This is a genomic window from Paenibacillus sp. NRS-1760 (genome assembly GCF_050467785.1).
Taxonomy (GTDB): domain Bacteria; phylum Bacillota; class Bacilli; order Paenibacillales; family Paenibacillaceae; genus Pristimantibacillus.
The window spans coordinates 22,138-46,939 of the sequence record NZ_JBITPK010000007.1 but is presented as its reverse complement, the minus strand read 5'-3'; the positions used below and the strand labels follow the sequence as shown (position 1 = coordinate 46,939).

The window sequence follows — 24,802 nt, the reverse complement described above, 5'->3', positions numbered from 1 at the left end:
GCTGCAATCGCAGCAATACTATTCCAAAAAAGTAGGTTTGTCTCATGCATTTATTGTCTGTAGAACATATAACGAAGAGCTATGGCGAGAAGCTATTGTTCGAAAATGTAACATTTGGCGTAGAGGATGGCGACAAAGTCGGCATCATTGGTGTGAACGGCACGGGAAAGTCCACCTTTCTTAAGGTGATTGCGGGCCTAGAACAAGCTGACTCAGGCACAGTGTCGATCGGCAACCGGGTAACGGTTAGAATGCTGGCGCAGGATCCGGTATTTGCTCCGAACGAAACGACGCTGGAGCATGTGCTTGGCGGAGATTCTCCTCAGCTAAGAGCTGTGCAGGCTTATGCTGCGGCAATGGAAGCGATTGAGCTTAATCCAAGCGATGTAGCGCTGCAAGATAAGCTGATTAAGGCAAATCAGCTTATGGATGAATTTGATGCATGGCAGCTAGAGAGCGATGCGAAGATGGCGCTGTCAAAGCTTGGCATTAATGATTTTGAAGCGAAGGTAGAGACGTTGTCCGGCGGCCAGCGCAAGCGTGTCGCTATGGCTGCTGCTTTATTGCTTCCTTCCGATGTGCTCATTCTAGATGAGCCTACGAACCATATCGATAATGATTCCGTAGCTTGGCTCGAAGGCATGCTGCAAAAACGCAGAGGCGCATTGCTCATGATTACGCATGATCGGTATTTCCTTGATCGTGTCAGTAACCGCGTCATTGAGCTCGATAAAGGCCAAGCCCATTTCTATCAAGCAAACTACAGTCGTTTCCTTGAGCTGAAGCTGGACCGCGAGGAGCGGGAAGCTTCAACGGAATCGAAGCGTCAAAATTTGCTGCGCAATGAACTCGCGTGGATCAGACGAGGGGCAAAAGCAAGATCAACGAAGCAAAAGGCGCGTATCGATCGCTTTGAGGCGCTTAAGGCAGATGCACCGAAGCAAGCGGGCGGGAAGATGGACGTATCCGTAGCTTCGACTAGGCTGGGCCGGAAAATCCTTGAAATGGAAAATGTGAAAAAAAGCTTTGGTGATCGGACGCTTATTCGCGATTTCAGCTATATTGCCGTTCCAGAGGACCGAGTAGGCATCGTCGGACGCAACGGAAGCGGGAAATCAACGCTAATGAAGCTGATTACAGGGCAATTAACGCCAGACGAAGGAACCGTGGACCTTGGTACAACAGTCAAGCTGGGCTGGTTCTCGCAAGAGCATGAAGAGATGGATCAGTCTTTGCGAGTGATCGAATATATCCGCGAGGGCGCTGAGCAAGTAAAGACGGCTGATGGCTCGACCATATCGGCGGGACAAATGCTGGAGCGTTTCCTATTCTCCCCTACGATGCAGTGGACACCGATTTCGAAGCTGTCCGGCGGCGAGAAGCGCCGCTTGCAGCTATTGCGCGTGTTAATGAATGCACCGAATGTGCTGCTGCTCGATGAGCCGACGAATGACTTGGATATTTCCACACTAACAGTGCTGGAGGATTATCTTGACGATTTCCCAGGCGTGGTGTTCGTTGTCTCTCATGATCGTTATTTCCTTGATCGGACAGTAGACAAGATTATCGCGTTCGAGGGCAATGGCGTTATTGCACATCACACTGGCAACTATTCAGATTACCAAGCGTTTGTTGAGAAATACGGCGCTGGAACTACTCCATCAGCGGTTGCAGCCGATACCGCCGTTGCAAAAGCGGCTTCGAGCGCAGAGGTGAAGAGTTCAGAAGCGGCTGTGAAACCCGCGCTTAAGGGACGTACACTCAAAATGTCCTACAAGGATCAAAAGGACTTTGAGCAAATCGATGGCTGGATTGAGGCTGCGGAAACCGAGATCAGCGAAATCGCCTCACGCATGGAAGCTGCAAGCAGCGATTCTGCTCGTCTCCTTGAGCTGGCAGCAGAGCAGCAGCAGCTGGAAGAAAAGCTGGAGAAGCTAATGGACCGCTGGGCAGAACTGAATGAATTGGCTGAGCAAATCGCTGCACAGAAGTAAACGAAACCGATTTAACCTAGTTGAAATAGAAAGGCGGCATTGTTCATGAGCAGCAATGAGATTCGTAATATTTATTGTATCGGTCGAAATTATAAACTTCACGCTTTGGAGCTTGGCAATGAGGTGCCTGATCAGCCGCTCGTGTTTACAAAGCCGTCGCATGCCATTGTTCCAATGGCAGGCAACACCGTAGATCTTCCCGGTAATGTAGGCGAGGTGCACTTTGAGCTTGAAATCGTACTGCGGATTGGCCGTGCTTATGAGCCGGGCATCGATCCAGAACAATGCATTGACGGCATGGCGCTTGGTTTGGACTTAACGCTTCGTGACGTTCAGTCCAAGCTGAAGGCTAAGGGACAGCCATGGCTTGCGGCCAAAGGGTTTAAAAACTCAGCTCCGCTTGGTGAATGGCTTCCTTACCCAGGTGCAGCGGCTCTTGCCGAAAAAGAGTTTGTGCTCTTGCGAAATGGCGAAGAGGCGCAGCGCGGCAATGCCAGCGATATGTTATTCAGCGTATCGGAGCTGATTCAATTCGTTGGAGAGCATTACGGGCTTGGCGCCGGCGATCTTCTATTCACAGGAACGCCAGCAGGGGTGGCTGCTTTGCATGACGGTGACCAGCTGCAAGCATTATGGGCAGGTACAGCTGTAGGCAGCTGCAGCGTAAAGCTTGTATAAGATCAATTGATTATCATTTCGCAGCAGCGAGTTTGTTTAGCGAACATCCATAGAATTGTATAAAAAGACAGTTCTTCCCTACTTGGAAGAACTGTTTTTTTATGCAACAATTTATTTAGGGGAGTGTGAGTGTAAGATGAAAGTCGTTTGGATTGAGGATGAGCAGCAGCTGCTTCAGGAATGCGCTGATTATTTGCGAAAAGAATCGGTGGAGGTTTATGGCGCTTCCTCATTGACCGAAGCGGAGCCGCTCATTAAGCAGATGAATCCGGATTTGCTGCTAGTAGATTGGATGCTGCCCGGTGGAGCAAGCGGAATAGACATTTGCAAGCGTAATGAAAAAGAGTGGAAGCTGCCCTTCATTATGGTAACAGCCAAGGGTGATGAATTCGATAAGGTGCTGGCACTGGAGCTTGGCGCGGACGATTATTTGACGAAGCCGTTTGGGCTTCGTGAACTAAGTGCGAGAATTAAAGCAGTTATGCGCAGAGCAAGCAAGCATGGCGAGCCATCCCTTCCTGCGCCTGATGAATCGATTATTTATAGAGGACCGCTCATGCTCGATCAGCAGCGCTTCACAGCTGTGCTCAATGAGCACAAACTTGACTTGACCCGTACTGAATTTTTGCTGCTGTGGAAGCTCGCGGCAAATCCAGGCAGAGTGTTTACACGAACACATTTGATGGATGAGGCGCTTGGCGACGGTTTTCTCGGTTATGAGCGAACGCTCGATTCACATATTCGCAATTTGAGGCGTAAGCTGGAAGGCGGCGATGAGAAGCGTGAGCTCATTCAAACCGTGTATGGAGTTGGCTATCGCTTTACGGAGGAAGCACTGTGAATAGCTATAGCAGTACAAGCATGCAGCGTGAGAAGCTTAGGTTAGTTTACATATGTATGATTGCTGTCGTTGTTGCATTTATTTGTACCTTATGGATGATGAACCGCATCGATCGGACTGAGCTTAAGAAGACGCAGCTGTTTTGGAATGGATACGCTAAGCTTTTTTATGAGTCGACGGGAAGCTGGATCGGTCTTGAGGATCGGCTTCAGCATGATCGTTACATGATTTCCGGACACAAGTCGCTGTCCATTATCGTTTATGACAAAGATGGAATAACCGTGACAGCCACGCTGGTCATTAAGCAAAATACGGATAAAGACACGCGGAAAATAGCCGTACTCTCAAATGGCTCGATTGTCGGGTATACGCAGGTATCGACTACAGCTCAGAAACTTATAAGTATGAGAATGGTATTGCCGCCGCTGTTGCTCGCTATGTTGATATACAGCATTGGATTATGGGTTATTCAACGCTCGCACAGTGTTTCAAAACAAACGGAGCGGCGAATAGCGGCGTTAATTTGGGAGCGAGCCTCTTTATCAGCAAATAATCGTATAGACGGGGACAAGCAGCTCACGGATGCGCTCGATCAAATAGATGGGCTTGTGCAGCGCGTAGAACGCTTAGAAACGGTTAGGCGAACGATGGTAGCTGACATTGCTCATGAGCTTCGAACGCCGATTGCAGTCATGCGGACTCAGCTGGACCATGCCATTCAGGAGGGACTGCCGCTGCCATTAGCGCGTACTGTATCGCTTCATGATGAGACGCTGCGTCTCACTAAGTTAGTTCGTGATTTACAGGAGCTGTCGCTAGCGGAATCTGGCCATTTGTCCTTAAGCAAAAGCTGGTTTTCACTTACCGCGCTAGCAGCGGCGGTTGCTGAGACTCTTGTCGTTCAATCGGATGAACATACAATACAGGCAACGGTACATATGGAGCATGATATTCGTATTTATGCGGATGAAGCAAGGATCAGGCAAATTATTATTAATTTGATTGGGAATGCGCTGCAGCATGCACGCCATGAGCTGCGAATCGAGCTCAGCTTAGAAGCTGGATATGCGGAATTGACGATCATCGATGATGGTTTGGGAATTGAAGAGGAGGAGCTTGCTTTTGTCTTTGACCGCTTTTACAGAGGAGCTGGGCAAGCTAGAGCAAGCAAACGCGGCTCAGGGCTGGGCCTTGGGCTCGCTATAGCGAAGCAATTCGCGCATGCCCACAGCGGAACGCTTGATGTGTCGAGCAGCTATGGCAAAGGAGCTGCGTTTACGTTAAGCCTCCCCATCATAAAAGACTAGCCATCTGCACAAGTTCTGCATATTTGCTCCATTAAGAATGCATATCGATTTGATAAAGTGATAGCATTCAATGGAACAAGGGGTGAGGATTGAAGAGATGATAAAGATAAAGGAATTATGTAAGACATATGGCAAGGGAGAAGCAGCGGTCAGAGCGCTGAGGGACGTATCTTTTACAATTGCTAAAGGAGAAATGGTATCCATTACGGGTGCCTCCGGTTGCGGCAAATCAACGCTGCTGCATATTATGGCTGGCATCGAGTCCAGCGATAAAGGTGAAGTATGGATTGGAGACGCGCCCATCCATTCATGGGAAGACGAAAAGATCGCTAAGCTGCGGCTTGCGAAGATGGGGTTCGTGTTTCAATCCTATCATCTCATACCGGTGCTGAATGCTTGGGAGAATACGGCGCTGCCGCTTATTGCCGCAGGCAGTGATGCTAATAAGGCCAAAGAGAGAGCGCTTGAAGCGCTCAAAGAGGTTGGACTGTCTGATAAAGCTAATCAATATCCTAATCAACTATCGGGCGGTCAAAATCAACGAGTTGCTATCGCTAGAGCTATTGTGGGGAGACCCGATATCATTTGGGCAGATGAGCCTACAGGCGCGCTTGATACGGAAACGGCGGATCAAATCATTGGGATGCTGGAGATGCTCAATCGCCATTACAACACAACGATCGTTATTGTGACGCATGATCAACAAGTAGCTAACCGAACATCACGCACCATTCGATTGCAAAACGGACGTGTTATCCATGATGGGGGCGTTTCGTCATGCTAACGTCTAGTCTTGTATGGCGAATGGCGCTGAGTCATCTGAGAAAACAATGGAAGCAGACGTTGATCACGATAATGGCTGGAGCCATCGGGGCCATGCTGATCGCCATTAGTGCCGTAAACTATGAATCGGTCGAGCGAAGCGGGGCAGCTTGGATTGAGAAGCATCTAGGCCCGATCAACTGGAAGCTAACGCCGGAGAAGCTTAATCCTGACGGTTTCTCCGCGGAAGAGGCTGCATTTTTAGTAGACTTCTCACGAAAAAGCGACTATACGATTCTTCCCTATGTAAAGGCGGAAGCGGCTGTTTTCGCTCAGGCTGCAAATACGGGTGAACAATCCATTCTGAAAAATATGCTGTTTATGGGCTTCTCTATGGAGGAAGCTGCTAGATTTGATCCTGCCTATGAAAACTTATGGACAGATGGCTTGGCTGACGATGAGCTTATTATTAACCGTGACATAGCCAAGCTTCTGCATGTTAACGTCGGTGACGCGCTTAAGGTTTCTGTCTCCGGCAAAGATAAGTTATTTCGCATTCGTGCGGTAGTAGAGCAGCGAGGACTCACTGGCTACCAAGAATATGGTGCATTTGCCGGTACAATAATCGGTACGGAGCAAGCAGTGCGCCAAATGTCTGGCCAAGCTGGAGATGGCTATGAGGCTATACTGGCGGGAAACTCTGATCCATCTGTAAACATGGGCGGCATGTTTTTTGTTTCAGGCCACACCTACAATGTAGAAAACTTGAAAAGCAAATATAAAAATGAAGTCGATGATATGAACTATTCGATCATTATTGGCATGATCAGTATTGTAGCCGTTATATCGAGCATGCTGTTTATGCGGCAGGTGCTGGTCATGATTGGCGATTCCAGGCGGGAGATGTACGGTATTCTAAGAGCAATCGGATTCTCGCGAGACAATATATCTGCGATGTTCATGGTTGAAGCACTCTTGCTGTCAGCAGCTAGTGCGCTGCTTGGTACGCTGATAGGGTTGTCTGGCGGTTATGGTTTGATTCAATTTTTTTATAGCTTCTATGCTGCGGATTTGTCTCAAATGGCTGGACTCGTTGTGCCGATTACAGCTCATGTTTCGATCCTAACAGCAGCGGCTGTATTTGCTGCAACCTTGTTGTTCCTTCTTTTCATTTCTGGATTAACAGCTCGCAAAGCAAGCAGATTCAATATTGTTGAAGCGCTGCGAGGGCCTTCAGCGGACGGCGGGACCTTGCGAGCGGAAGGGTGGAAACGAACGCGAAACCGCTGGGTAATCGCCGCGGGTTTAACCGCTACTTGTGTTCATTTTATATTTGCATTTATCGATCCGCCTGAATTAACGAATGACAACATGCTTACCATTGTGCTTACTTGGATAGCATCCGTGTTTACAGTGTTATTTATCGCGCTTAATGTAGTGGGGAAAATGACTGTCCCGCTGCAAAAGCTGCTGCGGCTTATTGGTGTTCCGCCGTTGTCCATACTGCTCGCTTTTAAATACCCGAATCAACATAAAGGACGAACGTACACAGCAGCGCTTTTATTTGCACTTGTTATGATGTTGATTGCATTTTTGGTTGGCATTACGCAGCTTATACAGGCTAGCGGGAATGTTGATCGCATAAATCAAACCGTCTTAGGTTTTGGTGGTTATGCTGTATACCAATCTGAGCTGGAGAAGGATAAAATTGAAGCGGTTGCCGCTGCTGACCCGTTGATACAAGAGCATATGAAGGGGAAAGTTGTCGTCGAGCCTTATATGCTTAGTATGCAGGAGAACGGCATAGCTCAAGCTATTATACCCGTTACGAAGGAGCTCTTGCTTAATAACATCTTTGCATTAAATGCACGATCGCCAGCGTTCTCAAGCGATGCTGAAGCATGGCAGGCTGTACTGAATGACCCTGCATATGTGATCCTGCCTGACTATTATAAAGAGAAGTTTCCTATGCCATTATTAAATCTCAAGGCAGGCGATAAGATTACGCTTCCTGTATATAAGAGCAAGCTCCGATCGAGAGAAGAAGCTTGGGTTCCGGCACAGAAACGAGATTTCATTATCGCTGGTTTTTTAAGTAACGACGCAGCTTCCGGGTTAATAGATTTCTATGGTACAACCTTGATGAACAAAAAAGTTGTAGATGAGCTGCGTACGCTTGGTCACAAATGGCCCAACCAAACCGATCTTGGCTTCGTTTTATTCCAATTTGATTATAAAGACATTAAGCTGGCTAAGGAGCTGGAGGAAAGATTTGCACTTGAAGGCGTACTGGCCTTTCATGTACCTTATGTACAAAATACAGCGGAGCAATTGATTAATAAACAAATTGGCTATGGATTCATAGGTTTTACGGTTATATCCGCTCTTATTGGCTTGCTAGGGCTTGCGATTATTTTGTATAGAGCCGTGCGCGAGCGGAGTAAACAGATCGGAATGATGCGCTGCATCGGCGTTCCCGGCAAGTCCATATTTTGGATGCTGTTTATCGAAGGTTTTGTTATAAGCTTGATGGGTTTGTTGTCAGGCTTAGCGATAGGCCTTAGCGGGGTTCATATGTTTGTCGAGAGTGTGAAAGAGGATTTGAAAGGCGATAAGTCGGCCCTCCTGTATGAGTATCCATTCGATATTGTTTTTCCCATTATAGCTGGCTTGCTGTTGGCCTCTCTGCTCATTAATATTACGCCAGCAAGGGCAGCACTCAAGCTCAAAGCGGTTGATGTCCTCAAAATGAGCAGCGATTAAAATGGATGTATCAGGCTAGAACACTAAGCAAATAAAGGAGCTTCGACAGTGAGTTTACTGCCGAAGCTCTTTTTGCATAGGACGAGCAACAATTATTTGCCATTAAAAGCGGTAAGCATCCATACATGCTTCTCAAGTGTCGTATGAATAGCAAGGAGCATGTCGGCTGTTGTTTCGTCGTCAGCCTTTTGTGCGGCCTCCATACCGTCTTTCAGTTCACCGATTACGGTTGTAAAATCTTTAATCAATTGCTCAACCATTTGCGTCGCATCTTCTTTATTGGATGCTTCTTCAATGCTAGAAGTTTTCAAATAATCTTTCATGGTTGCGATAGGCGTACCCTTCACGGCAAGCAAGCGTTCAGCGATTTCATCGACATGAAGCGCAGCTTCTTCATAAAGCTCTTGGAATTTTGCATGCAAAGTGAAAAACTGGGAGCCCTTTACGTACCAGTGATAATTGTGAAGCTTGATGTAAAGTACGCTCCAGTTGGCGATTTGGCGATTCAAATGTTGTTGTACAGTTGTAGGTGTTGTCATAATGATCATCCTTTCTGATGGTAGTTTGCGCTATTTGCAGTCAGTGAATACAAAAATGGAAAGGTTGATTGCAAATTCTGAATTAAATTAGACTAACTCCTTGTTTATAATTATTACAAACTAGAAGATGTCTGTCAATATGTATACACCATTTTGTTAGAGTTGAAACATCTTATTGGCATTGAAGCTCATTTTTCTTTTTATTACGGAATGGAAGAGGCCATCTGACGGGACAAAGTAGAGCGCTTACAAAATAATGATTGACAGAAATATACAGGATAAAATATAGTATGAATTATTAAATGAAACGTTTAATCAATTATTTATTAAATTCATATATCGCCTAATATAAACTCTTTGTTCATAAGTGTTTAACGTAGATGAAACGTTTAATTATTGTAAAGGTGGTTCGTCATGAGTCAGGAACGAATAACGATTAAAGATGTTGCTAAACGCGCAAAAGTATCGATTGCTACGGTATCCAACGTACTGAATGGAACAGGCAGAGTAGCGCCTAACACGGTTCAGTCGGTTCAAGCAGCTATCGCTGAGATGAATTTCACGCCAAGCATGTCCGCCCGCAATTTAAAGGATAAGAAATCATCGCTAATAGCGGTCATTGTTCCTTTCTTGGAGAAAGGCAGACTGCATGACAATCCGTTTTATTGGCAGCTTGTTACGGGCATTGAAGAAGGAGCGCGGAACGAGAAGCTGCATGTCCTTCTTGTTGGGGTAGAGCCGGATGAAACCTTTTCATTCGTTCGTGAGCGCCATTTGGATGGTTTGATCATTATTGGCGTATTTGAGGGTTCACCGATATACGAGCGAATTTTAGAGTTGAATGTGCCTTGTGTGTTTATGGATAGCTATTTAAAAAACGATGAGCTGTACCAGGTTGGATTGGATGATGAGCTTGGGGGTTACATCGGAACAAAACATCTGTTATCACTTGGACACCAGAACATCGCATTATTGACCGGGACACTGCTCGAAGAAGGCGTTAATCATAGACGGTGGCTAGGCTATAAGAGAGCGCTGGAAGAAGCAGGGATGACCTGCCAAAGCGACTATGTTTTCGAGGTTCCTACCTCCTCCATTGGCGGTTATCGCACGGCATCTCAAATCGCTTCAAGAGGACAGGAGCTAACGGCTGTATTCGCTTTATCGGATGTTCTCGCTATTGGGCTAATTAAAGGCTTGCATGATCTCGGTATCGTTGTGCCGCGTGATGTGTCCGTAATGGGCTTTGACGATAATCAAAACAGCCATTATATGGTGCCCGGCTTAACGACCGTTCATCAGGATATTGTGCTCAAAGGACAGACGGCTGTGAAATTGCTGACTGCACAAATGGATAAGGATGCTGCTGTCGATCGCAAGGTCGTAATTGGAGTTGAGCTGACCATTAGGCAAAGCACAGCAGTAAAGAAATGAACAGAAGCAGCGCGATAAGCAGCAATCTATGAAGGGGGTGATGCCAAACTTCTAGGAGCCTAGGTGAAATAATGCGTCTAAACGGAGGGTATTTTTTTGAACTAGGCAATAAATCTGCATTTCAAAATAGTGGGGAGTGTTGAATGGATGAAGGTTATAGGGAAAAGGTTAGCTTTGTTCGTATTAGCAGCAGCACTTGTATTGCCGGCAATTAGTGTTAATCCAAGAGAAGCAGAGGCATTAACCGCATCGTCCGCGCTTAGTCCAGTTACGCCAAAGGATACGGTGTACCAAATTATTACTGATCGATTTTATGATGGCAACACAAGCAATAATATTCCTGCTGGCTCCTCCGCTGCTTTATTTGATGATGCGAATGGCGATGGCAAAGGGGATGGCAATGATTTAAAGCTTTATCAAGGCGGAGATTGGCAAGGGATTATCGACAAAATTCCTTATTTGAAAAATATGGGTGTAACAGCTGTTTGGATATCCGCACCCTACGAGAATAGAGATACTGTAATTGAGGATTACCAGCCGGGCGGAAGCATGAATAAATGGACGAGCTTCCATGGATATCATGTTCGCAATTATTTTGCAACGAATCAGCATTTTGGGCTGATGAAGGACTTTGAGAATCTTCGTGATGCTCTCCATAATCAAGGAATGAAGCTGGTCATTGATTTTGTAACGAATCATACGAGCCGCTGGCAAAACCCGACTAACGGCAATTCTCCAGAAGACGGCAAGCTCTATGAGCCGGATAAAGACGCAAGCGGCAATTATGCCTTCAATGCTGCTGGCAACCCTTACGATTACAACAACGATGGCAAAATAGAAAACCTAATCGCCGACCCGAATAATGATGTAAACGGCTGGTTTCACGGATTAGGCGATCGCGCAGGCGACAATTCTCGCTATGGCTTCCGTCATAAGGAACTCGGCTCGCTTGCAGATTTTTCGCAAGAGAATGCCAATGTAGTTGCGCATTTGGAGAAGGCAGCTACGTTCTGGAAATCAAAGGGCGTTGATGGCTTCCGCCATGATGCAACGCTGCATATGAATCCTGCCTTCACGAAAGGCTTGAAGGATGCCATTGACTCCGCTGCAGGCGGCCCGCTCACTCATTTTGGTGAATTTTTTATCAGCAGGCCTGACCCAAAATATGATGAATTCCGTACCTTCCCTGACCGTACGGGCGTGAATAATCTTGATTTTGAATTTTATCGTTCAGCAACAAATGCTTTCGGCAACTTCTCCGAGACGATGTCTACTTTCGGTAATATGCTGACACAAACGAGCGCCGATTATTCCTATGAGAATCAAGCGGTAACATTCCTCGACAACCACGACGTTACGCGGTTCCGCTATATTCAATCGAACAATAAACCTTATCACGCTGCGCTCGCAACGCTTATGACATCACGTGGAACACCAAATATTTATTATGGTACGGAGCAGTATATGTCCTCCGCGGACAGCAGCGATATTGCTGGTCGTTCCTTTATGCAGAAGGCGGCTGCTTTCGATGAGACGACAACTGCTTTCAAAGTGATCAAGAATCTATCGGCCTTGCGTCAGTCCAACGAAGCGATCGCTTATGGTACAACTTCCATTCTGTACAGCACAGACAATGTTCTCGTTTATCAGCGTCAGTTCTACGACAAGCAAGTGATTGTCGCTGTAAATAGACAGCCAGATATTTCGTATACGGTTCCTGCAATTAATACAACGTTGCCTGTAGGAACTTACACAGATGGATTGTCCGGCCTGCTAATGGGCGCGTCGAATACGGTTACGAGCGTATCAGGGCAAAATAAAATTTCTAGCTTCACGCTTTCAGGCGGCGAGGTTAACATTTTGGCGTACAATCCATCGCTTGGCACTACGGTTCCAAGAATCGGAGATGTTGTTTCTACCTCAGGACGCCCAGGCAATACCGTTTATATTTACGGAACGGGCTTAGGCGGCACGGCTACCGTTAAATTCGGTACGGTTGCTGCGACGATCGTATCTAACAATGATACGTTTATCGAAGCTGTCGTTCCAGCTGTAGCTGCCGGTTCACGCAGCATTACGGTTACGAAAGGAACAAATGTCAGCAATAGCTTTACTTACGAGGTACTGTCGGGTGATCAGGTGCAGGTCATCTTTAAGGTCAATGCCACAACGACAGTTGGACAAAATATTCATATCGTCGGCAGCATTCCTGAGCTCGGCAGCTGGGATGCAGCTAAATCGACGGAAGCGATGATGAATCCGAACTATCCAGTATGGTTCCTGCCGGTAAGTGTGCCGAAAGGGACGACCTTCGAATTCAAGTTCATTAAGAAGGACAGTCTCGGCAATGTCATCTGGGAGAGCGGAACGAACCGCTCGTTTACTTCTCCTGCGAGTTCGACAGGCACGTCTGATACTGCTGTCTACAATTGGTCTTGATGTAAATCGGCAGCGCGGAATTCAAGCATAAAAAAACCCGACGGTTCAAGCAACCGTCGGGATTTCATTTATTTGTGATTTTTTAAAATCGGATAGAGCAGGTTTTACTTTGTTTTACTTTGTTTTACTTTGCTTCCGCTTCCGCAAGCATGAAAATCGTCAATATAAACATGGCATGCGACCAAGTAAGCGGGACAACCCAAGCGGTTTCGCCGGTGTTTTTGTCTACTTGCTCTGGCAGGAGGCCGGTCTCCGTACGATGGTCCATCGCCCACTTCAGCAATTGCTTCGCTTCATCAATGCTGCCGGTTTGAATGCGATAGTGAGCAAGCCATAGTGTAGTGAGAATCCATGGGTTACCGCCAATATAAATATCGTCCTCATAGCGCTTAATTCCGCCGACGCCCGGTACAGTCAATGCAGCTTCAACTGCATCAGCAGTGCGGCGCATGGATTCATCATCTGCCGCTACCGCTCCAAACGGTACAGCGATGCCAAGCAGGCTGATATCAATTACAGCATCATGATCGAGAACATGCTTCTTGTAGCCTTTATTGCTTTCAGTCACATAACCAGTTGAGCCAGCTGCCAAGGCTTGCTCGTATTTGCCTGCGTTTACCGTTAGGTCAACTCCGCGGTAGAATCGGCCGCCTTCCTCGTTCCAGCATAACTCTTTGATCGCTGCTGATATCCGCTCCGCAGCAGCAGTCCATTCAGCTGCAAGCTCAGGTTTGCCTGCTAGCTCGGCAAAGCTCGCTGCTGCCGTCAAACCGCCGTATACAGCGGCTGAGGAGTACGTATGCGACGCTTCACGCTCTTCCCACAGGTCGATGCTAGGCTTCGGCAAGCCGCTCTCTGCATCGAGGAAGCTCATCAAGAAGGATGCGCCTTTCTCTACAGCAGGCCATACCTGCTTAGCGAAATCAGAGTCTTTTTTCTCCAAATAATGCTGCCACATTCCCCAAAGAATCGAAGAGCCTTCATCAATTTGCAAACCCCATGACGGCGCTAAGCTGCCATCATGATAATGCCGCTGCTGCCATGAACCATCTGGTGATTGCGCAGAAAGCGTCCATGCATAGAAGCTGTCGGAGAGAGCGCCAAGACCTGCTTTATCAAGCGCAGTCGTAATGAATGCGGCATCCCGGCCCCAGCAGTAGGAATAACCCCCGCAGCGCGTGAAATTTTCATCGAATTCTGGAGCAGCGATAATACTGCCCGTTTGCTCATCGGACATGAGCTTGAACATAAGCAGGGAACGGTCATATAGATCTGATATTTCGTTGTCATCAATCGGACAAGGGGCAGCGGCAGCCAAAAATTCATGCCAGTAGGTCGTCGTTTCTTGGACCCATTCTGCGCTTGTTTTGCTTTTTGCAGTACGCATTTGTTGCAGTACGCTTTCTTCATCATGGCCGGCTGTTATATAAACGGGAATCGTTACGGATGCGCCTGCTGCAAGCTCATTGATACGCCAGTTCAACGCACCATCTGGCTTCATATCAATGTTATTGCCGTTTAACTCACCATGCTGAACGTTATCCCAGTTGATTCCTGATTGATAGCCTGTGCATACGTTTGCACTTGAAAGCGCAAAATAATACTTATGGCGGAAATGAACCAAGGAGTCTTCAGCGGCATTAAACATAGTTGTGTTATATAGATTATTCTCGCTTACGAGAAATGAAGAGTGAACGATAAACGAGAAGGAAGCAGCTTGATCGCTGACGTTTGTGAACGTGTATTCACGAACGATAATATCTTGGCCGGGAACAGCAAAATGTAAGCTGTCCACTTGAACGGGCTGTTGGTCAGTACGAGCATTCACTTGCAAAATGTTTGTTTTTGCAACATATGCCGTCTCATGAGTGAAGCCGTTCGTTTCTTCATCAAACAAGGAAACAGGGGATTGCGCCCACTGAATTCCTGTGCGGATAGCGTCTACATGCTGCGGCAAATCAATGTTCGGCCACCACAGGCGATACATTTTGCCTGTGCGGCCAAGCGATGCGAGAAATTTGGAATTGCCGATAATGGCATCCACTAAAAATGGTTTTTTATTTGACATGCTGTCAACTCCTCTTGGATACGGTTTGAATCGATGATTCGCGAACGATCAGCCTATGCGGAATAATCATTCTGTTTTGGTGTATGCTTTCTTCTTGGATAAGACGAATCAACATTTGTGATGCGGTATAGCCGAGCTGATAGGTTCCGATATCTATCGAGCTGATCGGCGGTGTTGCAAGTTCGGACAATGCAATGTTATTGAAACTTACGATGCTAAGATCATCAGGCACCTTGTACCCAAGCTCTGTCAGGCCGCGCAATACGCCGAATCCGACCACATCATCGATGACAACAAGGCCGCTAGGTCTTTCGGGCAGGCTCATCATAAATGACATGGCACGATAGCCGCTTTGCTGAAGAAACTCGCCTTCAACGATCCATTCGGATCGAACAGGCAAACCGGCTTCGGACATGGCTCTGCGGTAGCCTTCCATCCGGTCATGTGCAACGGTTAATGATGGCGGACCGCTAACAAAACCGATTCTTTCATGGCCTTGGACAATGAGATGCTGCGTCGCATCATAAGCTGCTTGCTCATTGTTATTATCGACTGATAATATATTAGGCCGATTTTCTGTGCGGCCTATTAATACTGTAGGAAACTTATGTTTGTCCAATAGGTCGATTAAAGGGTCATTTACCCGAGAGGATAACAAGATAACGCCGTCAACTCGTCTACCGAATACAAGACGTGATACGGTTTCCGTCTCGTCGCTTGGCGACGTCGCTGCGGTAAGCAGCATATCGTATCCCGCTCTTGTCGATTGCGTCAGAATTCCGCGAAGCAATTCACCGAAGAAAAAGTCTTGAAACAGCTCTTCAGCTGGTCGAGGCAGCATAATGGCTAAGGTTTGTGTTGTTTTTGATACCAGACTCTTCGCCATCACGTTAGGATGGTAGCCCATTTCTTCCATATACCGTTTGACCTTCTGAGAGGTTGCCTTGCTAATTCTAGGATGATTAGAGACGACTCTTGATACAGTGGAAGGAGATACCCCTGCAGCTTTTGCAATATCTTTAATGGTTACCATATTAAGTTGAACCCCCACCCGCGCAAACGTGCTTGCTTTATATGCTTCATCCTAATGCAACTGTTGCCTAAAAGTAAATATATATCTAAAGTAAGCGTTTCACAAATATTGAAAAACTGAATGAGAAAGAGAATATCGAAGAAAATTGAAGATAACTCCGTATTTATTCGGAATATTGAACTGTGCAAACGTTTTAACAAACTGTGCACCTTGTTGTATGATGAATCCACGAATAGAACGCTTTCAAAACAATTCTACTATGTTTTCAGCTGTGAAACGGCATAAAAACCGCTCACAAATTATTTTTTAGTAAGATTTGTACAAACGTTTGCGCATTGTTGAGCTTACCAATTTATGATGGAAGTGAGCTTTTCAGAACGATGAATAAAACGTTAGTGCGAATGCAGCATACTAGAAAAGAAACCTGAGGAATTGTTGGAACGCCGCGAATTCAAAAAAAAGGCATGAAACACATTATGGAGGGGGATCACCTAGCATGAAAAAGTGGTTTGTAATGTCATTAATCACAGCCTTGTTTATCGTTTCCGCTTGTGGTGGAACAAATAAGGCAGAAAACACAGAGAAAACTGGAAATGCAACAAATGCTCCAACGAATAATACACCTGCTAACGAAGGTACTGCATCGGAAGAGATCGTTCCTGAAGAAGGCGCATCACTGCTTATATGGGAAAGTAAAGAAGAACGTCCTTTCGTTGAAGCCATCGCGAAGGAATTCACTGCAAAATACGGCATTGAAATTAAATTCGAGGAAATCGGCGCAGGCGATCAAGTAAACAAGCTGGTTACAGACGGCCCTGCAGGTCTTGGCGCTGACGTTGTTCTTTTCCCGCATGATAACCTTGGTAAAGCAGTAACAGCTGGATTGGTTTTGCCAAATGACTACTATGAAGAGCAATCAAGAAGCGCAAACTCGGAAATTGCAGTAAATGCAGTATCTTATGACGGCGTGCTTTATGGATACCCGCGCTCGGTAGAAACATACGCACTATTTTATAACAAAGCACTAATCAAAGAAGCTCCAAAAACGTTTGATGAGGTAGTAGCATTCTCGAAAACGTTCAACGATACGAAAAACAACAAATACGGTCTTATGTGGGATGTAGGAAACTTCTACTTTAGCTATCCGTTCATCTCAACTGGCGGTTATGTATACGGCGATAACGGTCAAAACAAAGACGATATCGGCCTTAACACAGAAGGCGCAATCGCTGGCTTGAAATACTACGGTTCATTGAAAGACAGCATCTTGCCGCTTAACTCTGGCGATATCAACTACGATATTAAAAAAGGTTTGTTCATCGGCGGTACACTTGCAATGGATATTAACGGTCCTTGGACAATCGGCGATTACAGAAACGCTGGCATCGATTTCGGCGTAGCTCCATTGCCTAGCATCAACGGCCAACCAGCTTCTTCTTTCTCAGGCATTAAAGCTTGGTATGTTAACTCATTCTCGAAATACCCGAATGCAGCACGTTTATTCTCTTATTATGCATCTACAAAAGAAGCTCAGTTGAAAAACTTTGAACTGACAGGCGCTATTCCTGCGAACACAGAAGCAGCAGCAGATCCTACTGTACAAGGCAATGAAGTGGTAAAAGGTTTCTTGGAGCAATTCAACCAATCGACGCCAATGCCTTCCATCCCTGAGATGGGCAATGTATGGACTCCTATCGGAGCAGCATTTGCTGATGTTTGGAACTCTGGCAAAGATGCAAAAGCAGCTTTAGACAATGCCGTGCAACAAATTAAAGACGCTAACAACGGCGCAGCGGCATCGAAATAACATCATATCAACGGTTTCACCCGCCGAATTCCTTCGGCGGGTGAACCGATGTTTTATAAGCCGTTATTTCCATATTGGAATCGGCAAGTTGTTTTTTTTTAGATGAGAGGAAGGGAGCCAGGCGGGATGAATCGTCATCGCAGCACCGCGGCTATATTGTCGTTACTCGTAATGGGTCTTGGGCAATTGTATAACCGCCAATTTATAAAAGGCTTAATTATGCTTGCTGTTGAAGCAGCGGCGCTCATGTATTTTATTCCAAACCTAGGAAGAGCGATTTGGGGAGTTGTCACGCTCGGAGAGAAAACGCAAGGGCTTGAGAAAATAGGTAAAATCAGTGTTCGTGTAGAGGGAGACCATTCGATCTTTCTTCTAATCAGTGGATTAATAACGTTAATTTTATTCCTGCTATTTGTCTTTATCTATGTTATGAATATCCGCGATGCTTATCTGAACGGCAAGCAAAGAGACGCAGGAGTGGCGCCAGCAAGCTTTCGGAAGACGTGGGCTTATGTAACGGATCGTAATTTTCCGCACTTACTGCTTACGCTTCCGGCGCTCGGTGTATTGTTTCTAACGATCATGCCGATTATCTTCATGATTATGCTTGCTTTCACCAACTACGCATCGCCTGATCATATTCCGCCGGCTAAGCTGGTTGACTGGGTAGGCTTCCAAACGTTTGCTAATCTATTGACTTTGAAAACGTGGAGCCATACATTCGTTGGCGTATTTACTTGGACGATTGTATGGGCTGTTATTGCAACGGTAACGACGTATTTCGGCGGTTTGTTAGTTGCGCTGCTAATTGAGCAAAAAGGCATTCGTTTTAAAAAGCTATGGCGGACATTGTTCATTATTCCTTATGCCATTCCGCAATTGATCTCCTTGCTCGTCATGAGAAATTTGTTTAATGGACAATTTGGTCCGATCAATCAATACTTAAAGTTTTTTGGTATGGGCAAGCTGCCTTGGCTGACAGATCCATTTTGGGCAAAGGTAACGGTTATTATCGTTAATATGTGGATTGGTATCCCGGTTTCAATGGTACTTATTCTAGGCGTATTGACTGCAATTCCGAAAGACCTGTACGAAGCTGCCGATGTTGACGGCGCAACAGGCATACAGAAATTCCGTATTATTACGATGCCATTTATTTTGTTCTCGACGGCACCGATTCTGATTACACAGTTCGCTGGCAACATGAATAACTTTAACGTTATTTTCTTGCTCACGAACGGTGACCCGGTTAAAGGTGATTACCAGTACGCCGGCAGCACGGACTTGCTTGTAACCTGGTTGTATAAGCTAACGCTGAACAACAGTCAGTTCAATATGGCATCCGCGATCGGTATCATCATTTTCTTGATCGTAGCGTCGTTCTCTATTTATAACTATCGCCGCTCACGGTCATTTAAAGAGGAGGATATGATTCAATGAAAATGGGCCGGAAAACCGCCAATATTGTGCGCCTGACACTTAGCTATGTCGTTCTAATATTTATAGCTGTGTGCGCTATCTATCCTGCTCTTTGGGTGCTGCTATCCTCGCTTCGCCCGGGCACGGCTCTGTTTAGCGACAGTCTTATTCCTGATACATTCACGATTGTTCATTATAAGGAGTTATTTACGAATCCAAGCTTCCAATACGGTGTTTGGTACGTGAATACGCTCAAAATTGCGACGTTGACGATGATCTTCTCTACGATTCTGGTCACGCTCAGCATGTACGCGTTGTCGCGCTTCCGCTTCCGCGGCCGTAAGATGACACTGACGATTATGCTTGTACTGGGCATGTTTCCTGGCTTCATGAGTATGATCGCTATCTTTATCTTCTTATTGCAGCTTAACCTGCTCGATACACATGCGGCGCTCATTATCGTATATTCTGCTGGTGCAGTGCTCGGCGGTTTTGTCGTTAAAGGCTTTTACGATACGATTCCTCGGAGCTTGGATGAAGCGGCTCGGATTGACGGAGCAACTCATCTGCAGGTGTTTATAAAAATCATGCTTCCGCTGTCGCGTCCAATGTTAACCTATGTGGCGCTGACTACATTTGCCGGTTCATGGGTAGACTTTATCTTTGCAAGATTGGTACTTCGAAGCAAAGACAACTGGACACTTGCTGTAGGGATGTGGGATCTGGTAAGCAATTATCAGAACAGCAACTTCACGTTGTTTGCTGCGGGTGCGGTGTTGATTGCGATTCCGATCACTCTCCTATTCGTCTTCTTGCAGCGCTTCCTTGTACAAGGACTGATGTCTGGCGCTTCGAAAGGATAAGAGAATGAACCACAGCCGTTTGCGTTATGCGACAGTCCTGTTATGCTCGCTAATCTTTATTATGCTCGCCGCTTGCTCTTCAGAGGAAGTGGCGAAGGATAATAAGCCAAGTGTTACATCTTCTGCTGAAGTTGATAAAGAAGATGCGAACGGGGAAACTGCCACTGCAGCTTATACGGTAGATGAGCAGCCTGGCGACGTATACTATGAAATATTTGTCCGTTCCTTCTATGATACGAATGAAGATGGAATCGGCGATCTGAATGGTGTTACGGCTAAGCTCGATTACTTACAGGAGCTCGGCGTAAGCGGTATTTGGCTTATGCCGATTAACGCATCGCCCAGCTACCATGGTTATGATACGACTGATTATTATGCCATTAATCCAGATTACGGTACGCTGGATGATTTGAAGCAGCTGCTGGATGAAGCGCATAAGCGCGATATTAAAGTTATTATGGATCTTGTCGTTAATCATTCGAGCAAGGAACATCCTTGGTTCAAAGAAGCATTAAAGGATGAGAACAGTCCTTACCGCAGCTGGTACACATTTGCTAAACAAGGTGAGAAGGTTAGAGCAGATGGGGCAGTTGGCGGTGATCCGTGGCATAGCTATGGCAGTCTCAAGTATTTAGGTGTGTTTTGGGAAGGCATGCCCGATCTGAACTTTAACGAGCCGAAGGTTCGCGAGGAATTGATTAAGATCGGACAATACTGGCTGGAGCAGGGGCTGGACGGCTTCCGCCTTGATGCGGCAAAGCATATTTACGGCGACTTCGCGTCTACGGCCAGCACGCCTGAGATTCAAGCGAAAAATAAAGCTTGGTGGCAAGAGTTCCGAGCTGGCATGAACAAAGTGAAGCCAGATGCTTATCTGATCGGAGAGGTTTGGGATTCACTAACGGTTATTGCGCCTTACTTTGACCAAGCGCTGAACTCCGCATTCCACTTTGATCTAGCTGGTCGGCTGCTGAGTGCGGCTGATGCGGAGAAGGATGCAGACTTAGCTTATTCTCTAGGACGTGCATACGGTGTTTATGAGAAATCATCTGGTGGTACATTTGTTGATGCACCGTTCCTGAGCAATCATGATCAGAATCGTGTCATGACGGTTTTAAACGGCAATATCAATCACGCCAAGATGGCTGCTGCAATGCTGCTTACTTTGCCAGGCACCCCGTACCTTTATTATGGTGAGGAGCTGGGCATGAAGGGGGCTAAGCCGGATGAATACATTCGTGAGCCAATGCCTTGGTATAGCGCAGCAAGTGGAGGAGAAGGGCAAACCACTTGGGAGAAATCGCGATTCAATGGGAATGCCGAGACGGTATCTGTTGAGGCGCAGACAGCAGATAAAAATTCGCTGTTAAACCATTATCGCGAGCTCATCAAGTGGCGGAACGAGGAGCCCGCTTTGCGCAATGGCGGAATAGCCGAGTTTAAGCTGGAGCTTGCCAATCAGAAGCTAAGTGTATATGTTCGCGTCATTGCTAGCGAGAGGGTGCTCGTTGTGCACAATCTATCGGGCGAGGATCAGATGACGGATCTTCAGCCATCCAAAACGTTTGGATCATTCGAGGAGATCATTCGCTCAAGCAATGATGGGGCTAAGTTGGATAATGGGAAACTGACTATTCCGGCTTACACCACAGTCATATTAAAATAATACGGTAAGAGGGAGTTGCACCGCCGGTGCTGCTCCCTCTTTTTTTTGTGCGTTCCAATGCGATTCCAGCCCATTTGTATTCAATTTTTGTAAAAAAATTAAGGAAATTACTAGTTGGTATATTGACATGTTGACATATTGTTTATAATATACTATTTGTAAGCGCTTATCACAAAGCTTTATCCAACTTGTAGAAGGATCACCATTAGGAGGAATGTTTGCGAATGAATCTGTCTATTACCGATATGAAAAAGAGTGACGCATTGATTTCATCTCTGGAAAAGTGGCCTGAAATCGTTAAGTTTTATAAAAACTGCTTCTATAACACGCTGGAGACGACGACGGAATGGCTTGAGGATGGAACCACTTTTGTATTTACGGGTGATATACCAGCCATGTGGCTGCGTGATTCATCTGCTCAGGTTCGGCATTATATTCCTCTGGCTGTGTCAGATAGCCACTATCAGAAAATGATAGAGGGACTTATCAAAAGGCAAATGCAATATATCCAGATTGATCCCTATGCAAACGCATTCAATAAAGGCCCGGACAACAGGGGACATACGGAAGATGTAACCGAGGGCAATTCATGGGTATGGGAAAGAAAATATGAAATTGATTCCCTATGTTACCCGATACAGCTCGCTTATTTGTACTGGAAGGCAACAAACAGCACCGCAATGTTTGACGATGCTTTTAAAGAAGCGGTTAACAAAATTATTGGGCTTTGGACAGTCGAGCAGAAGCATGCAGAACAATCGAGCTACAGCTTCCAAAGATTTAATTGTCCAGAATCGGATACGTTAAGCCACGATGGAAAAGGGAGTCCCGTTGCCTTTACAGGGATGACGTGGTCGGGGTTTAGGCCAAGTGACGATTCGTGCAAATATCATTATTTGATTCCTGCGAATATGTTCGCTGTTGTTGTGCTGAGATATGTGGAAGAAATCGCCCAAGACATATACAAAGACGAAACACTGGCGCTCGCAGCCAAGAAATTAGGTGGCGAAATCGATGCCGGCATCAAAGCATTTGGGATATACAAGCACGAAACGTTTGGCGAAATATACGCTTACGAAACAGATGGCTTAGGAAATTACAACTTGATGGACGATGCGAATGTGCCAAGTCTGCTGTCGATTCCTTATCTCGGATATACAAGCAAAGAGGATATGATCTATCAGAATACGAGAAGGTTTATTCTAAGTGAAGAGAATCCCTATTATTACGCAGGAAAAGCAGCTAGAGGAATCGGAAGCCCACATACTCCCACGAATTACATATGGCATATCAGCCTAGTCATGCAAGCGCTAACTTCAGACAACGATGCAGAAATACAAGAACTTCTAAGAACGATAATCAGCTCAGATGGCGGTACTGGCTTTATGCATGAGGGTTTTCACGTAGACAATCCGAATGAATTCACGAGACCGTGGTTTGCATGGGCTAACAGCTTACTCGGTGAACTTATTTATAAGCTCGTAGAAGACAAGAAACAGCATCTCTTTTAATTGGTTTGACCTCCACTTGTGTTAGAGCGGGCCTGACTCCGCTGTGGACAGGACTTGCATAACAAATAAAAGATTTGAAAGGGGCAGAAAAATGAAACAAAAGAGAATGTTTTTGTTAGTCGTATGCGTCCTCATTATTTCCATCTTTGCGAGTGCTTGCACAAGTAATAACGGCGGAGGCAAAGACAAGGAGACGGCTGAAGCAACGAACAAGGCAGAAAACACAGCCTCGCCAAGTCCGGAAGCAACACCAGATGACGGAGCTCCTCCAGTAAAAGATTTAGGCGGTTATAAATTTATCGTTGCGGATAACAATGCGAATAGATGGTTCCCGCAAGAAGGAAGCTCTGATCATGCCAATGCCATTATTGATCGAATCAAGTGGGTAGAAGAAACGTACAACGTAAAAATTGAAGTGAGAAAACATTCCGAGGAAGAGTTTGGCGCGGCGGTACTGGCGGGCGACAAATACGCTGACATCATCGTTGCTCCTACTTGGGAGCTGGGAAGACATATCAACGGCAAGCGTATTGTGGACATGAATACGATTCCTAACCTTCGGATGGATCAAGATTATTGGAAGGAATACAACACTTCATTCTTGCTCACTTATGACAACAGAACATATGGGACAGCAGCTCCATTCGCTAACCAAGGGGATGAAGTATGGGTTCTGGCATTCAACAAAAGCATTATTCAAGAGCTAGGTCTTGAAAATCCTTATGAGCTGGTAAAAAACAAACAATGGACATTCCAGAAAATGCTCGAGATGGAGCAAGCGGCAAAACGTGATCTAAATGGTGATGGCGTGATGGACAGCAATGACCGTTATGGACTGGCGACTGGACATGACTGGGATATTTCTGTAGCGCTTTATCTGGCATCCGGCAATAAAATCATTGATATCGCCAGTGATGGAAAAATGAAATATGCAGTAAATACACCAAAAGCATACGAGACGATTGAAATGATTAAGAAGATGGCGAAAAAAGGCGATACGTTCTTCCCGAAAAACGAAGGCGAGGATATGGACGCTTACGTGAAAGCTTTTGCTGAAGGGAAATCGCTGTTTTTAGCTTACTCCAGAGGCAGAGGCGTTATTGATCCGATTTATGAAATGGAAAGTGACTTTGGCTTTATCCCATTGCCAATGGGCAACAACACAGACGATTACCTTGATTGGGTAAGCCATGATGCTCCTTCAATCGCAGTGCCGGTAACGAACAAAGAGCTTGATAAAACAGGACTTATCTTGGATGCTCTAGCGTGGAAAGCGCAAAGCGAAGAGAAAATTTGGATGGATGAAATTGCTCTCACGCAATTGCGTGATGAGGAATCGCTTCAAACGCTCTTGCAGCTGAAAAATTATGGTGTGTCGGACATGGCGTTCATCGGTCAGCAAATGCAAGGCAATGTACACAGTGGTTTGGCACTCATTCCCGATGTTGGGTTCTACGATCAGAACCTGGAGCCTGCCTCCAAGGTAGCGGAAATCGAGGATGCTGTAAATATTGGTCTTGAGGAGCTTGCTTTAAGGCTGAAGGGTGAATTCGTAGAGCCTGAACCGAAGCCTGAGGAAGAGAAAAAGGCAGAATAGCAGCTTTCACCAAATAGATAAAGGGGCTGTCAGACAGATGACGATTGCTGCTAGCGCAACAGCCCCTTTTCTTTTTTTTGC

General features: G+C 46.0%; 17 protein-coding genes. 14 read left to right on the top strand and 3 right to left on the bottom strand.

The window, feature by feature from the left end; all coding sequences use genetic code 11:
- Positions 1–44 precede the first annotated feature (44 nt).
- The 6 genes from ACIFSR_RS04260 (at position 45) to ACIFSR_RS04235 (ending at position 8,345) form a co-directional block, all read left to right on the top strand.
- Positions 45–1,994 (top strand): ABC-F family ATP-binding cassette domain-containing protein, encoded by a 1,950-nt coding sequence (locus ACIFSR_RS04260; protein WP_430055196.1) that lies wholly within the window; start codon positions 45–47, stop codon positions 1,992–1,994.
- Positions 1,995–2,039: 45 nt separating this feature from the next.
- Positions 2,040–2,672, top strand: coding sequence for a fumarylacetoacetate hydrolase family protein (locus ACIFSR_RS04255; RefSeq protein WP_339206804.1), 633 nt, complete (start codon positions 2,040–2,042; stop codon positions 2,670–2,672).
- Between the two features lie 136 nt (positions 2,673–2,808).
- Complete coding sequence (locus ACIFSR_RS04250) at positions 2,809–3,513, top strand: winged helix-turn-helix domain-containing protein (protein WP_430055193.1); 705 nt, start codon at positions 2,809–2,811, stop codon at positions 3,511–3,513.
- Positions 3,510–4,820 (top strand): sensor histidine kinase, encoded by a 1,311-nt coding sequence (locus ACIFSR_RS04245; protein WP_430055190.1) that lies wholly within the window; start codon positions 3,510–3,512, stop codon positions 4,818–4,820. Before ACIFSR_RS04250 ends, ACIFSR_RS04245 begins: the two co-directional genes overlap by 4 nt.
- Before the next feature lie 97 nt (positions 4,821–4,917).
- Positions 4,918–5,604, top strand: coding sequence for an ABC transporter ATP-binding protein (locus ACIFSR_RS04240; protein WP_430055187.1), 687 nt, complete (start codon positions 4,918–4,920; stop codon positions 5,602–5,604).
- Positions 5,598–8,345 carry an ABC transporter permease gene (locus ACIFSR_RS04235; protein WP_430055185.1) on the top strand — a complete coding sequence of 916 codons (2,748 nt, stop codon included), beginning with the start codon at positions 5,598–5,600 and terminating at the stop codon, positions 8,343–8,345. Before ACIFSR_RS04240 ends, ACIFSR_RS04235 begins: the two co-directional genes overlap by 7 nt.
- Before the next feature lie 92 nt (positions 8,346–8,437).
- Here ACIFSR_RS04235 and ACIFSR_RS04230 read toward each other — a convergent pair whose 3' ends face one another.
- Positions 8,438–8,884: a Dps family protein gene (locus tag ACIFSR_RS04230; RefSeq protein ID WP_430055183.1), complete on the bottom strand. Its 447-nt coding sequence runs from the start codon at positions 8,882–8,884 to the stop codon at positions 8,438–8,440.
- A 414-nt stretch (positions 8,885–9,298) separates the two neighbouring features.
- On the opposite strand from ACIFSR_RS04230, the gene ACIFSR_RS04225 reads away from it, so the two are divergent.
- Both ACIFSR_RS04225 and ACIFSR_RS04220 read left to right on the top strand, forming a co-directional pair.
- Positions 9,299–10,318, top strand: a complete 1,020-nt coding sequence (locus ACIFSR_RS04225) for a LacI family DNA-binding transcriptional regulator (RefSeq protein WP_430055181.1) — start codon at positions 9,299–9,301, stop codon at positions 10,316–10,318.
- Positions 10,319–10,465: 147 nt separating this feature from the next.
- A complete protein-coding gene (locus ACIFSR_RS04220) occupies positions 10,466–12,757 on the top strand; it encodes an alpha-amylase family glycosyl hydrolase (RefSeq protein ID WP_430055178.1) in 2,292 nt (763 codons plus the stop codon).
- A 124-nt stretch (positions 12,758–12,881) separates the two neighbouring features.
- Here ACIFSR_RS04220 and ACIFSR_RS04215 read toward each other — a convergent pair whose 3' ends face one another.
- Both ACIFSR_RS04215 and ACIFSR_RS04210 read right to left on the bottom strand, forming a co-directional pair.
- Positions 12,882–14,825, bottom strand: coding sequence for a glycoside hydrolase family 15 protein (locus ACIFSR_RS04215; RefSeq protein WP_430055175.1), 1,944 nt, complete (start codon positions 14,823–14,825; stop codon positions 12,882–12,884).
- Between the two features lie 4 nt (positions 14,826–14,829).
- Positions 14,830–15,858, bottom strand: a complete 1,029-nt coding sequence (locus tag ACIFSR_RS04210) for a LacI family DNA-binding transcriptional regulator (protein WP_076268828.1) — start codon at positions 15,856–15,858, stop codon at positions 14,830–14,832.
- A gap of 496 nt (positions 15,859–16,354) precedes the next feature.
- Between ACIFSR_RS04210 and ACIFSR_RS04205 the strand changes: the two genes are divergently transcribed.
- From ACIFSR_RS04205 to ACIFSR_RS04180, 6 genes are all read left to right on the top strand, one after another.
- Positions 16,355–17,665, top strand: a complete 1,311-nt coding sequence (locus ACIFSR_RS04205) for a sugar ABC transporter substrate-binding protein (RefSeq protein ID WP_339206814.1) — start codon at positions 16,355–16,357, stop codon at positions 17,663–17,665.
- A 126-nt stretch (positions 17,666–17,791) separates the two neighbouring features.
- Positions 17,792–19,105 (top strand): carbohydrate ABC transporter permease, encoded by a 1,314-nt coding sequence (locus ACIFSR_RS04200; protein WP_076268830.1) that lies wholly within the window; start codon positions 17,792–17,794, stop codon positions 19,103–19,105.
- A gap of 2 nt (positions 19,106–19,107) precedes the next feature.
- Entirely contained in the window at positions 19,108–19,947 is an 840-nt protein-coding gene (locus ACIFSR_RS04195; protein WP_430056166.1) for a sugar ABC transporter permease, read from the top strand.
- A 4-nt stretch (positions 19,948–19,951) separates the two neighbouring features.
- Positions 19,952–21,613, top strand: coding sequence for an alpha-amylase family glycosyl hydrolase (locus tag ACIFSR_RS04190; RefSeq protein WP_430055172.1), 1,662 nt, complete (start codon positions 19,952–19,954; stop codon positions 21,611–21,613).
- A 245-nt stretch (positions 21,614–21,858) separates the two neighbouring features.
- On the top strand, positions 21,859–23,124 hold the full coding sequence (locus ACIFSR_RS04185; RefSeq protein ID WP_339209501.1) for a glycoside hydrolase family 125 protein: 1,266 nt from the start codon (positions 21,859–21,861) through the stop codon (positions 23,122–23,124).
- A gap of 91 nt (positions 23,125–23,215) precedes the next feature.
- Positions 23,216–24,721: an ABC transporter substrate-binding protein gene (locus ACIFSR_RS04180; RefSeq protein ID WP_339206816.1), complete on the top strand. Its 1,506-nt coding sequence runs from the start codon at positions 23,216–23,218 to the stop codon at positions 24,719–24,721.
- The last annotated feature ends 81 nt before the right edge of the window (positions 24,722–24,802 follow it).